The organism is Enterococcus sp. DIV0176 (genome assembly GCF_050528535.1).
Lineage (GTDB): Bacteria > Bacillota > Bacilli > Lactobacillales > Enterococcaceae > Enterococcus_B > Enterococcus_B thailandicus.
This window is the reverse complement of record NZ_CP172879.1, coordinates 2,560,438-2,572,891: the sequence shown is the minus strand read 5'-3', so window position 1 is coordinate 2,572,891 and position 12,454 is coordinate 2,560,438. Positions and strand designations below refer to the sequence as shown.

At 30.4% G+C, this 12,454-nt stretch carries 13 protein-coding genes; 9 read left to right on the top strand and 4 right to left on the bottom strand.

Annotated elements, in window-relative coordinates; all coding sequences use genetic code 11:
• Positions 1 to 10 precede the first annotated feature (10 nt).
• From IGJ66_RS11975 to IGJ66_RS11935, 9 genes are all read left to right on the top strand, one after another.
• Positions 11 to 2,038, top strand: a complete 2,028-nt coding sequence (locus IGJ66_RS11975) for an AAA family ATPase (RefSeq protein ID WP_430616653.1) — start codon at positions 11 to 13, stop codon at positions 2,036 to 2,038.
• A 10-nt stretch (positions 2,039 to 2,048) separates the two neighbouring features.
• The gene (locus IGJ66_RS11970; RefSeq protein WP_430616652.1) at positions 2,049 to 3,509 is read left to right on the top strand and encodes an LlaJI family restriction endonuclease; all 1,461 of its coding nucleotides are present in this window, start codon (positions 2,049 to 2,051) and stop codon (positions 3,507 to 3,509) included.
• 87 nt (positions 3,510 to 3,596) lie between these two features.
• Positions 3,597 to 4,013 carry a very short patch repair endonuclease gene (locus IGJ66_RS11965; RefSeq protein WP_430616651.1) on the top strand — a complete coding sequence of 139 codons (417 nt, stop codon included), beginning with the start codon at positions 3,597 to 3,599 and terminating at the stop codon, positions 4,011 to 4,013.
• Between the two features lie 48 nt (positions 4,014 to 4,061).
• Positions 4,062 to 5,210 (top strand): hypothetical protein, encoded by a 1,149-nt coding sequence (locus IGJ66_RS11960; RefSeq protein ID WP_430616650.1) that lies wholly within the window; start codon positions 4,062 to 4,064, stop codon positions 5,208 to 5,210.
• A 985-nt stretch (positions 5,211 to 6,195) separates the two neighbouring features.
• Positions 6,196 to 6,459 carry an uberolysin/carnocyclin family circular bacteriocin gene (locus tag IGJ66_RS11955; protein WP_067484535.1) on the top strand — a complete coding sequence of 88 codons (264 nt, stop codon included), beginning with the start codon at positions 6,196 to 6,198 and terminating at the stop codon, positions 6,457 to 6,459.
• Positions 6,443 to 7,615 (top strand): hypothetical protein, encoded by a 1,173-nt coding sequence (locus IGJ66_RS11950; RefSeq protein WP_430616649.1) that lies wholly within the window; start codon positions 6,443 to 6,445, stop codon positions 7,613 to 7,615. The genes IGJ66_RS11955 and IGJ66_RS11950 overlap by 17 nt, the downstream gene beginning before the upstream one ends.
• 71 nt (positions 7,616 to 7,686) lie before the next feature.
• The gene (locus IGJ66_RS11945; protein ID WP_311798249.1) at positions 7,687 to 8,136 is read left to right on the top strand and encodes a hypothetical protein; all 450 of its coding nucleotides are present in this window, start codon (positions 7,687 to 7,689) and stop codon (positions 8,134 to 8,136) included.
• Positions 8,136 to 8,726, top strand: coding sequence for an ATP-binding cassette domain-containing protein (locus tag IGJ66_RS11940; RefSeq protein ID WP_071869002.1), 591 nt, complete (start codon positions 8,136 to 8,138; stop codon positions 8,724 to 8,726). Before IGJ66_RS11945 ends, IGJ66_RS11940 begins: the two co-directional genes overlap by 1 nt.
• Positions 8,723 to 9,220 carry a hypothetical protein gene (locus IGJ66_RS11935; RefSeq protein WP_067484544.1) on the top strand — a complete coding sequence of 166 codons (498 nt, stop codon included), beginning with the start codon at positions 8,723 to 8,725 and terminating at the stop codon, positions 9,218 to 9,220. Before IGJ66_RS11940 ends, IGJ66_RS11935 begins: the two co-directional genes overlap by 4 nt.
• A gap of 86 nt (positions 9,221 to 9,306) precedes the next feature.
• Here the strand turns inward: IGJ66_RS11935 and IGJ66_RS11930 are convergent, their stop codons facing one another.
• From IGJ66_RS11930 to IGJ66_RS11915, 4 genes are all read right to left on the bottom strand, one after another.
• Entirely contained in the window at positions 9,307 to 10,617 is a 1,311-nt protein-coding gene (locus IGJ66_RS11930; RefSeq protein ID WP_231885453.1) for a GHKL domain-containing protein, read from the bottom strand.
• Positions 10,614 to 10,772, bottom strand: coding sequence for a hypothetical protein (locus IGJ66_RS11925; RefSeq protein WP_157495874.1), 159 nt, complete (start codon positions 10,770 to 10,772; stop codon positions 10,614 to 10,616). Before IGJ66_RS11925 ends, IGJ66_RS11930 begins: the two co-directional genes overlap by 4 nt.
• Positions 10,769 to 11,341 carry an accessory gene regulator B family protein gene (locus tag IGJ66_RS11920; RefSeq protein ID WP_067484547.1) on the bottom strand — a complete coding sequence of 191 codons (573 nt, stop codon included), beginning with the start codon at positions 11,339 to 11,341 and terminating at the stop codon, positions 10,769 to 10,771. Before IGJ66_RS11920 ends, IGJ66_RS11925 begins: the two co-directional genes overlap by 4 nt.
• 93 nt (positions 11,342 to 11,434) lie before the next feature.
• Complete coding sequence (locus IGJ66_RS11915) at positions 11,435 to 12,151, bottom strand: LytR/AlgR family response regulator transcription factor (protein WP_218657998.1); 717 nt, start codon at positions 12,149 to 12,151, stop codon at positions 11,435 to 11,437.
• Positions 12,152 to 12,454 lie beyond the last annotated feature (303 nt).

The following is a 12,454-nucleotide window of genomic DNA, read 5'->3' as shown; positions in this document are numbered from 1 at the left end:
AGGATACTTAATGTTTACTGATTTATCTAAATTAATTGAAGAACAAAAGCCAAAAGTAAGGGCATTTACAAATCAAAAAGTGTTACTAACAGAAGGATTTAGGAACAAATATTTAGAGTCTATGAAGGATAGTAGCAGCCAAATTGAATTTTATGATACTTTTGCAATTGTAACATCAACTAAGAAACTACATATTTATATTCCAAACCAGTGGTTTTATCTTGCTTTTATTGGAGCCCCTCTGACGAAAAAAGTGATTGATTATAGAGAATTTATCAAGAGTAAATCTAATTTATCAAATCCTAACTTTAAAACATTCATTTTAGCTGCTAAAGATGGAAAATTAGATGAGAATGTATTTTCTAAAATAGTTAAAGAGTTGCCAAATGAAGAAACTACTTATATAAAAAAATTCCTAACAGATTATAGTTGGTGGGGTGGAGCAAAAGATTTGTCTAGAAGCGACTACTTTGTTTCGCCAGTATTGGATTTATTAGATTTAATCAATGTATCATCATCATATGTCGCAGATATTTCTTTTTTGATAGCAAATAATTTTGATATTAAAGATGATTCTTTTAATTTGCTTTTTTCTTTGGTTGAAGAAGAAAGTACCTCTAAAGATTATGAGAAATTATTCCGCCAATGGATTATAGACAGGAAAGAGGCGGTTGAATCTAACCTCAAGTATGTTAATACATTAAATAGGTTTATTAATGCAGTTAATTCAGAATTAAGTGAAGAAAGTTTTGTACCAATTAATATTTGGGAAAATCCTGAAAAATTTGCGACTCAATATTCTGTGGAGTCAATTATGGACTTAGCTGAAAGACTTCAGCCAAATACTGCATTTGTACCGAAAGATAGTGGGTCTGGATCAGAACTAAAAACTATATATAATAAGTATTTAGATTGGGCTCGAACATTATTTAAAACTGAACTTCAGGAATATAACCAAAAGCTTCATGAGGAGCATAGACAATATATATACTTTGGAGCTCCGGGGACGGGCAAAAGTTACCAGCTTAATCAAGATAGTAAATTGTTTGGAAAGAATATCGAAAGGGTTACTTTCCATCCAAATATGTCCTATGGAAATTTTGTGGGCGTTTTCAAACCATTCCCGCTGAAAATTGAGTTACGTGATTTGAATGGCAAGATTGTTAAAGATGAGGACAATAACACCATATATGAAGAAAAAATTACGTATAGCTATATACCAGGCCCGTTAATAAAACAGTTGGTCAAGGCGTTCATGCATCCCGATGAACCCTATCTATTAATTATTGAAGAGTTAAATCGAGCTAACGTTGCAGCTGTGTTTGGTGATTTGTTTCAATTGTTGGATAGAAAAGATGACTATTCAAGTGAATATCCAATAGCGATAAGTGAAGATTTACAACAATATTTCAACACAATTTATAAAGAAATTGGAAATGAAGTTAATGTAGCCAAGATGAAGGAAACTTTAAAAAATGGATTGGTATTCCCAAGCAATTTTTATATCTGGACAACAATGAATAGTGCCGATCAAGGTGTCATGCCGATGGATACTGCTTTTAAAAGACGTTGGGAGCAAAAATATTTTGGTCTTGATGATGCATGGCTTAAAAATGATGGTAAACAAAGATTTGCCAGTTATAAAAAAATAGAATATCCATCTAACATTGGAGATGTAGTAGAACGGAAGTTTGTGTCTTGGAATGTACTTCGGCGTATCATCAATGATATTCTGTCAACAAATAAGAATATTCCAGAAGATAAATTGTTGGGTCCTTATTTTATTTCTGAAAAAGTATTAACTGATACTAATAGCTCAGTTACTGAAACATTTAAATCGAAAGTCTTGATGTACTTATTTGACGATGTTGCCAAGCAGAATAGAACATTAATTTTTAAAAATGTAGAAAAAATGCGTTACTCTGAGATTGTTAGAACTTTTGAATTAGAAGGTCTCAAAATTTTTGGTATTACTGATGATGATATTGAAAAATATGAGAAAGATGAGTATATAAGTAATAATTCCGAAGAAATATGAGGTGTAATTCGTGCAGATTATTGAATTTAAAGAGCAGGAACATTTCACTTTTTGGCATTTTAAAAATATGTTTCGAAATACTGGTATGTTGAATGAGGATAAGTTAAGAGATGTATTAAAACGGCTAGAGTTAAGTCATTGCTTGAAACATCATATACCTGTTCAGGATATACCAGATGATATAGAAGTGGATATGTTCTCAGAAACCAATAATGAGTATTATAAGTTCACTTTTGTTGGAATTATAATGGTAAAATCTTTTGCTTTTTTAGTGTATCCAAAATATTGGAGAGAAACTAAAAAAGAAGTAGGGAAAGTTGATAAATTTACCCAAATACTTGCTGTAATTGATAAATATAATAGATCAAACAAAGCATCTGGTACAGGTGCGGATACAATATATGGGGAGAGTAGACTTTCGAATTTAATACATCTTCTTCAAGATTATTTATCCAGTGGCTTGTATTCTAATGAGGAAGCATTAATTGAAATTAATGGCGAAGGTCAAATTCTTTGGGAAAGGACAATTGATGAAAGTAGCCCGTACATGAATAATGGGGTTCCAGTTTATTTGGATATGCACACACAAATTAATATTTTGGATGAGTCAGATATCATAAGAAGATTACATGCTGCAATTATAACAGAAGTAGGTAATGAGATTGATGCTCTTCTGGACTATATAAACCTAGGTTTTGATTTTCATCTAACTGATGAAAGTGTTAGTGATTTTGGTACTAATGATTATTTACTTTATCTACTTGATAGAGAGCTTTCCAGACAATTCATTACAAAAAAACAAACGATGCTTGCTAATATGAAACATTATATTGAAGAAAGTGACAGAAATCCTGATGATTCAGTTCAGCTGTATGGAACGACTAATTTTAATTTGGTCTGGGAAGAAGTTTGTGCAGAAGTGTATCGAAATAGCTTAGACATGGATATGAACTCCCTTGGGTTGCACAAAGTATTTTCTGATGAAAAATTAGAAACGAATAATCATTTGTGGGGGAAACTAAAACTTTCTAACTACGTTGAGAAACCATTGTGGATTCACGCTGGTAAAAAAACTGAAGCACAGGGAACGCTTATTCTGGATGTTTTAGAAGTGGACACAGAAGCTAAGGTGTTTAAGATTTTTGATGCAAAATACTACCAAATAAATTTTAAGGAAAATGTAGATGGTCGCTTGGTAGTCTCAGGTCAGCCAGGTGTTGGTGATATTACAAAACAGTATTTATATCAACTAGCATATAAAGAACTTGCTGAGGAAAATGATTATAAATTTTCAAATGGGTTTGTTATTCCTAAAGATGATTTAATAGAAGAGGAGCTCGTTGATGGATTAGGTCAAGGGCAATTGTTAGGGGAAGCAAAAATGCAGATACTATCAAATTTAGGATTGGTTGATATTACTGTGATTGGAAGAGACTGTTATACAATATTTAAACAGTATCTTCAATATTAAGTACCTTCGAGCAATTATTATTTGGTCGATTTCTATGAAGCTACCTGCTTGAAGAAACTCATCATTTGGTGTTAATGAGGTGAAAATATGGCAGATAAAATATCCAAAGAAGCAAGAAGTAAAAACATGTCGCAAATTAAATCAAAAAATACAAAACCGGAGCTATTAGTTAGAAAATTTTTGTTTAGTAAAGGATTAAGATACAGGGTTAATGACAAGAGATATCTGGGAAAACCAGATATGGTTTTCCCGAAATATCAAACAATTATTTTCGTGAATGGCTGCTTTTGGCATCATCATGGGTGTAAAAATTCAACTATACCAAAGACAAATACAGAATTTTGGGTTAATAAGATAAACGGAAATGTCTTAAGGGACAAAAAAATTTATAAAGAATTAATGGAATTAGGATGGAAAGTTATCATAGTTTGGGAATGTGAACTAGTGAAGAGTAAGAGAGATATAACTTTAAATAAGCTATATCATCAAATAATAGATAACTGAAGACAGACACCAATATAGAAAATTGATAAAGAGGGAGGGGGAGGAATAGTGACACAAGGAGATTTTACTATACAACCTGTGGGGCAGGGATTATTTTATGCTGGAAAAATAGGCCAAGCTTTCAATTTAGTTTATGATTGCGGGAGAGGTACCCATTCTACGGTGGGGACAGATTCTGACTTTGCCTTATTGATATCTAACTATAAAAGACATGAGTTAATCAACGATACTATAGATATGCTAGTTGTTTCTCATTTTGATTCGGATCATGCTAATGGATTATTCTTATTACTTAGCGGTAAGACTATAGTCAAGCAATTGTTCATTCCCTATTCAGGGATAGGTGATTATTTAATTTTATTTAGTTTACTGTACATAACTGGAGCAACATCTAGAGTTGAAAAAATATCTTTAGTATTAGAAAAGACTGCTGTTAATGATGATGAGTCGAACTCAGATGATAATTCCATTGGTATTTCTCTTGATCTTGATTCTAAATACACCGAGCCAGATCTCATAAAAAAGATAAGTATCATGCCAAGCTCAACTGTGGTTTCAAGTCAACAACAATGGCTGTTCAAGTTTTATAATATGCAAAAATCGAAGGCAACAATTTCAAGGATTGAAAATGAATTCGATGCGTTACTTAAAATAAATAAATGTAATACTATTCAAGACTTGTTAAAATTGAAAGAGGGTCTACATCCTACGAAAAAAACTAAACATTATATGAAAACTTTGATAAGAGAAATTTATAAAAATTCTCTTAAAAGATTGGGTAAAGATTCGATAAATAAATCCAGTTTATGCTTATATCATAAACCTATAAATAGTGATAAAGCGGTGTGTTTTGATTATCCTTCTTCATTTTGTAATGAAAACTCAGAAAATGTTGGGGCAATGTTGACTGGGGATATTAATTTATCAGATGATGTTCGAGCGAATGAGTTCTTAAGGTTCTTTAAAAATGAACTTTCAGAAACATACTTTATGTTTCTCCCCCATCATGGTTCGTATTTAAACTGGAATGATCTTTTGTTTAATTATCTTGATAAAAATACAGTTTTTATAGTTTCGGCAGGAAAAAATAATAAATATGGTCATCCATCTTCAACCTTGATAAGTAAACTATTTAAAAGAGGAAATTTAATAGGAGTTGCTACTGAGCAGCGACTTATAAAATGTTTAATCAACTAGATTTTTTTAGCTATGATGCTGTGAGTATAAAAGTATTTATTTCGGCTCGCAATTGCTCAATTACATTATAAAAAGTTCACACCATTTAACTAAAACAAATGTAAAAAAATTGAATTCTTTCTCACTACAGTGTTGCTGAACGCCACGTTTTATAAGGATTTTAATATTTACTATAATTTGGTGCTAAAAAACCAGGTCTTAAGAAAGCTCGTAAAGCTTCTCAATTCTCAAAACGTTAATATATCTTATATATCAACATTTCAGACACTTTCCAATTTTTGGAAGGTGTCTTTTTTTTATTTATTACGACTTCGAATCTATAGGTTAGAGGCAACTTGCTTCTAATTATCATCTTTTTCGTCTAATCAGTGAAAAACTAGTTCTGCTCGTCCAACAAAAATTGAGGATCTAACAAATGAGATACGTTATTTCACGAAAATTGTAGAACAGTGACCCTCTTTCAAAAAACTTTCATCTTCGTAGACTGAACTGTGCAATTCTCACTACACGGTTTTTGTACATTTTTGAACTAACTTGAGAAATTTTCCATCTTTAGAATTTTGTAAAGTCTTGTTGAGCCAAGCGTGATCTGTTTTTCATAAAAAAGTCTTTTTTTAAAGAAAACAAATAATAGTTTATGGATAAGTACACAATTAAGCATGAGATCATCCAATGAGAAAGGATGAGATTGAGTCTAAAAGCACCTAGTACGTGCTAATAGGCTATCGTGTTTTTTAGTACGGCTGTAGATTGCTAGAAATTAGGATACTTTACCAATTAGGCACTTTAAACTGTTATTTAGGTAATTTCTAAAACATGGAACTTTTCAACGAATAAACTAAAAATATCTTATTAATTGATCAATATAAGAAAATAGCTTCAAGGAGATGATGAACCTGCTTTCTCACCTATTTATGGATAGCTAGGTGATTTATTCAGTGGTGGTAGTAACAGTTTTTAAATAATAAAACATGGAGGAAGTATTATGAAAAAGAATTTATTATTAGTTTTACCAATTGTAGGTATCGTAGGATTATTTGTGGGTGCACCAATGCTAACTGCTAACCTTGGGATCTCTTCTTATGCAGCAAAAAAAGTTATTGACATAATTAATACTGGTAGCGCAGTCGCTACAATCATTGCTCTTGTCACTGCTGTTGTTGGAGGCGGCTTGATTACAGCTGGGATTGTTGCTACAGCGAAATCATTGATTAAAAAATATGGAGCTAAATATGCAGCAGCTTGGTAAAAACGTATTAAAGGCGACTATCAAGTCGCCTTTAATTTTCCCAAAAAAACTTCTTTTAGCGCAATATCGGAAACGAATAAATTGGCCATGGTCAACAAAATCATTATTTTTTGTCGCTTCGAGTGTTTACCTTATTTCAGCACTACTATTGGGATTTTTTGATTCCGTTTTTTCTAATGTCATATTTTCATTCAGTGTTTTCGTCTTGCTACTAAATTATAATTTGCCTTTGACTAGTGATGTCTTCAACATGAAAAAATTCAGGGTAGTATTAGCGAATAATCATGGAAAAAAGAGATTTCTTTTATGGTTAATCCTTTATTATAATCCTTTTATTTTAGTAGGCGTTCTGTTTTTTGCTTCTTCTGTATGTGCTAGTTTTATTCAAGGTAATTTTATTCATTCGATTGATCTATTTTTTCTATTCATTTTATCAATTCAAGTGTTGATTGCAGAAATAGTTATGTCAAGAAGAGGAAAGGCAGTCACAACACTTCAATTAGTCTTTTTTTTAGCTACAACTATTTTGCAGATGAATCTTATTATTAAATATGTGCTTTATCTTTTATTGTCAATAATTGGTTATTTGTTTTTTAGGAATTCTAACGATTTTTATTTTCAAAAAGTAACTAAATCTAAAAATAGTACTAGTCGTTCTGTCTTAAAAACGATGTTATACAACGTAATATTCAGTGATAAGAAGCAAAAGATATTCATGCTGGTGCCAGGGGTGATTGCGCCATTAATCGCTCATAAATTAGGTGCTTCGTTTTCCCCTGCAATTACTTTTATTTTAATGTTACTTGTCCAATACGAAATTGTAATTGATAATCAGCTAGAAGATTTCGAAGTACCATTAGCAAAAATTAAAGCTCTAAAATCTGCAAAAATTTCATTTTTTAAAAGATTTGTTTCAACTCTATATTTTAAACTGTCAATGTTCACTATTTTTATTATTTTGATTGCAAATTATTTTTACTCTCGAAATTTTATTGAGTTTATTATTCCGAGTATCGTTGAGACTATCTACATACCGTTAATGTCCATGTATTATTTTTTCTTTTTGGAAAGAGAATTGATGACAAGATCTCATATAAATTCAGTTTTGCGTGAATTTTTGCCGATTACGATTATCTTCACTTTCTTTATTTTTTAGGATGGGGAGGAATTCTTATAGATACTTTAGATGTAAACATTAATATAAAGAAACGGGTAATACTATTTTTTGTGGTTTCAATTTTTATTTTTCTAATTCTATTCTTGTTTTACCAATATAGTGGAATTTTACAAACTGAAGAGTTAGTCTCAACCCCTCCTGTAAAAGGGATAGAATACGTTGAGGCCATTTTTGTCAACAATCTACTAAATTACTTACAGTATTTATTTTTTCCAGTTGCTCCGGTATTAATTATTAAAGACGATATCCTTCTTTCTGTACCTATTGCGCAATCTGCAATCAATTTTGGGGTGATTCAAACATTAAAAAATTTATTTCCTCATGGATTTTTGGAGATACCAAATATTCTTTGTTTTCAATTTTTGTCTATAACCATGTTTTATCAATTATTTTTTAAAGGCTGGAAAACTTTAGTACCAACTTTTATGAAGCTTCGAAAAGTATATTTAGCTTCATTATTAGTTATTTTAATTGCTGCAATAGTAGAAGGGGTATTCTAATGATAGAAATAAAAAGCTTGAAAAAAAAATATACAAATAATCAAATTCTCAATGAGCTGAATTATACTTTAAAGGATGAAATTTACGTGCTATACGGAAAAAACGGAGTAGGAAAAACTACGTTAATGAATTTATTAACAGGGATAGAATCCCCAGATTCAGGAGAAATAAAAAACGAGTCAGGATTATCTTCCTTATATTTAGAAGCGGTAGGAATAGGAATGTCTGATATGTCAATCAGAGATAATATTAAATTGCTTTACTGGTTATATGGGGAGCGATGCACAGATGAAATTCTTGAATTGCTTTCAGAAACTTTATATAGTAAAGAACAGCTTGATACTGAGTATGCTTTAGCTTCTTTAGGAATGAAATTAAAGGTTGGTTTATCACTACTATATGCAGCCAAAGAGTGGGGATTGATCGTACTTGATGAAACATTATCTGGAATTGATCCACAATCTAAGAAAGTTATACTTGAGCAACTAAAAACTAAAAAATGTCCAGTAATTATAGTATCTCATAACTTTGATAATATAAATTCATACAAAAAAATTGAGCTAACGAAAGAAGGAATAGTAAATCAATGAAAGACAATATATTTTTTAAAGTGATTATGTCAGTTTTCTACTCAATTGTATTGATGTTGATGTTAATAGAGCTAATTACGAAACCGATATTCAAACCTGTATTTGATATAGCTGTTCACGAAACGGGAATACCTGCTAGTAAATTGCTAATAATTTGTGGAATTGCAATCTTTTTGTTTGGTTTTGTTTTACTTTTTTTTCAAACTGGAATTTATTTTATGGGACTTAAACTTTTTAACACTTCAAAAGAGAATCTAACTAAAATCTTTCCTTCAGTGACGCTTTCGATGAGTATTGTTGGAGTGATATTTTTATTTGTTTCAATGTTTATTGACGTTACTAACTCACTAGTTTTATTGAGTACCCCAGCAATCGTTTTACTTTTAAATAGTATTATTTATTACATTCTTTCAAAAGATAGAAAAGGATTTTTAATCATATTGGTTATCTCAATGGTAATGTATGCTATGAATGGTTTAGTAAATAGAATATAAAAAAGAGGCTGTGAATATTCTGCATCCTTCAAAAAAGTTAGGTTTTAGTCTAACTTTTAGGGGCGTTGCATTCACAATCTCTTTTTTTATATTTTTATGGTTAATTTTTGAGAGAAAATTTGGTTTTCAATGGTTGTTTCTAAATCGTAGTTATCGTTTTCTTTAGTTATTTGATTTACATAAAGTAGTCCTAGTCCATGATTGTTTTTATCGCTTTTTGTAGTATATCGTTCTTTCTTTTTGTTCATTTCAGGGAAGGTTCCTTCAAAAGAGTTTTCAATAATAAAATTAGTGCTATTGATATCTTTGTTGATAGATATCCAAAGTGATTTATCTTCAGTAGGTATCGTATTTTCAATCGCATTATCTAATAGAATAGATAAAATACGTACTAACATGACTAAGTCAACTGTTTGATCAAAAAATATTGGCTGATTGATTGAGAGAAAAACGGATAGGTTCCTTCTTTTTGCATACTCATATTTATAACTAACTAAGCTTTTTATTTCAATATTTTTAATTTTTGAAAGAGCTGTATTTTGTTTACTTATATTTAAAAGGAACTTTTCTGTAGGTGCCAGCACATGCTCATAAGTATCCTTAATTTGCGCCAGATCCTCATTAGCAATAGCTATTCTAAGTGTGTGGAGTATATTTAAATAATCATGCCGAAACATTGCTAAATCATCATTTAAACGCTCAATCTCGTTATTGTAGTCACTTAGATTTCTCAAAAGTAAGATATTCTGCTCGTTCTCCGTGTGATGTTTTCCAAATTGGATAAGTACCAAAAGTGTAAATAATCCAAGTGAAAAGAACAAGTACATTAGTCCCTTGTCATTCAAAAATAAATCTTGGATAAATTCTATTGGAGCATAACTTGTTGTCAATTCAGAAAACAATACGAGCAAGAATATATTTATAAGTATCATTGGGATAAGATACTTATTGGGTCGTAAATAATCTCGCATTGAAGCGACTTTGTCTGGCTTTGCTACCCTGATTATAAATATATTAAAGGTAAGAAAAATGATGTTTAAAACAGAGACTATTAGTTCTTCTTTTGAATAATTCCTAAAGATGATTGTGTTGATAGATTGTTCGGTAAAATTCAAAAAGGCCGAAATCAATACAGTAAATATACTTAAAAATATGACTAAAGTTTTCTTTTCCTGCTTTTTTAAATAAAAACCAATCAGAACTAAAATTGCAATAACAAAAATATACTGAAATTGAGGGAAAGAGGAGGAGCCAATTACAAAAAGAAAAATAAAGATCAGTATAGCTGAAATTGCCTTATGTTTAAATTTAGTTTGAGAACTTCCTAACAGAAAAAAGTATAAAGAGGTAACAAAGTAACTGGATAAAAATGCCCCAATTAAGTAGAAAATAATCATTTTTTTATTTTAGGTTTTTCTACTTCATAAAACCATTGCCCCATAAATTTAGGTGATGTAATAGCAGTAACATCAATCGCTCCCTTTTCAGCTAACACAGCTGCATCCACTTTCTTTTCAATTTTTTCTTTGAAGTAAGATTTTAAACTTTTCATTTGTAAGCATCTCCTGTAATAAATTTTTTTAATGGAGGATAAATCATTAACGATTGTAATACTAATGTGTAAACAAGAAGATTTTGAATTTCATTAGGACAAAAGATGGAAATGATGAAAATGCCTAAATTTACACTGATCGCTTTAACTTTTGTATTCAAATTTTTTTCTTTTGTAGTTTTCATTTCTGCAGCGTTAAACTGTGGGGCATAAATAGCAGTTAGCACTAAGACTACAATCCCTATTATTGCTAAAGCAAAATAAGAAATTTGGAAATTCATTTTTCCAATAAAATAGGGAATAACTACATAAAAAAGTGCATTTAAAACGGAGCAACCCAGTTTAGATTTTGAATGCCAACCTTTTGAATATTTGCGCGTTACTGTCATTAAAAAGCCTACAATAATGGTTTCTTTGAAAGTCTTAAATAAAGCAGCCAATATGATTATTTCGCAAAGCTTCTGTAACCCTACTAAATAGCATTCAATATAATATCGAGTGTAAATTGATCTTTCGTCGTTATCATCTACTGAAATAAGGAAAATTTTTTGTGCGATGTAGTTTACCATTAAAACTTAATCCCTCCATATAAAAAATATAATAACCCAAATTTTCCCCATTTTAAGATGATCGTCCTATTTGACCATTAAACACTCCTAACATCACAGTATTAACTGTGTGATCTCTTTATAATATTTTCTAGAAATAGGAATTTGGTTCCTACTTTTGGTTTTAATAAGTTTATTTTTACGATCGATATCAGTAATATTATTTATGTTAACAATATAAGAATGATGTACTCTTTTAAAACTTTGATGTAACGGTAATATCTCACTTAACGAACCATAAAACTCCTTATAGAAAGATATACCGTAGATAGCAATTTTGTGCATTCCGATACTTTCAAAATAGCATATAAGAGAAGGATCGAGTCTAAATATATTTGATTTGGTTTCTATTGAGATGAAATCAGAGGTATTAGTTAATGCTTTTGAGTTATTATATGCTGAAACACAGTTAGCAATCTCAGTTGTAAATGTCTCTAAATCATCATTTTTATTGATGAATGTATAAGCATTTACGAGATATTTGTATGATTTCAAGGCAAGTTCATAGTGACTTGAAACAAAAACGATTAGCCCATCTTTATCAATTTCTCTAATTTTTTTCGCCCCATTAAAACCGCCTTCGATTTCTTTGTGTAGATCAATGTCAATGAAATACAGGTTCATTTCACTGTTTAAATATATTTTTTCATATATGCTTTCGATGTCTGAATGAAGATGAATTTGTTCATGAGGATCAAGTATCTTTTTTTCAAGAATTTGCTTTAAATAGATACCCTGAACAATATTGTCTTCTAAGATATATATAGCCAAATGATCACCCCTAAATTCATTATTATCATTAAAAACGTTTTATGCTTAATTATCGTACGTATTAAATATAAATAGTATATCATCTCATGGATTTTAATAGAACCCGTCTTTAACTGCTAGAGTCGTTGCGAACTCATTCGCTTACGAATATAGTATGGGACAGAGACTTTTAAGGCAATCGAGTACCATTCCATTCTATTTTTTCAAGGCACTTTCCAGGTTTTTGGAAGGATTATTTTTTATGAATGTTGCTTGTAATGAAAGTTATTCTGGAAAGTGAGTACTAATTAACTACCAAAATTC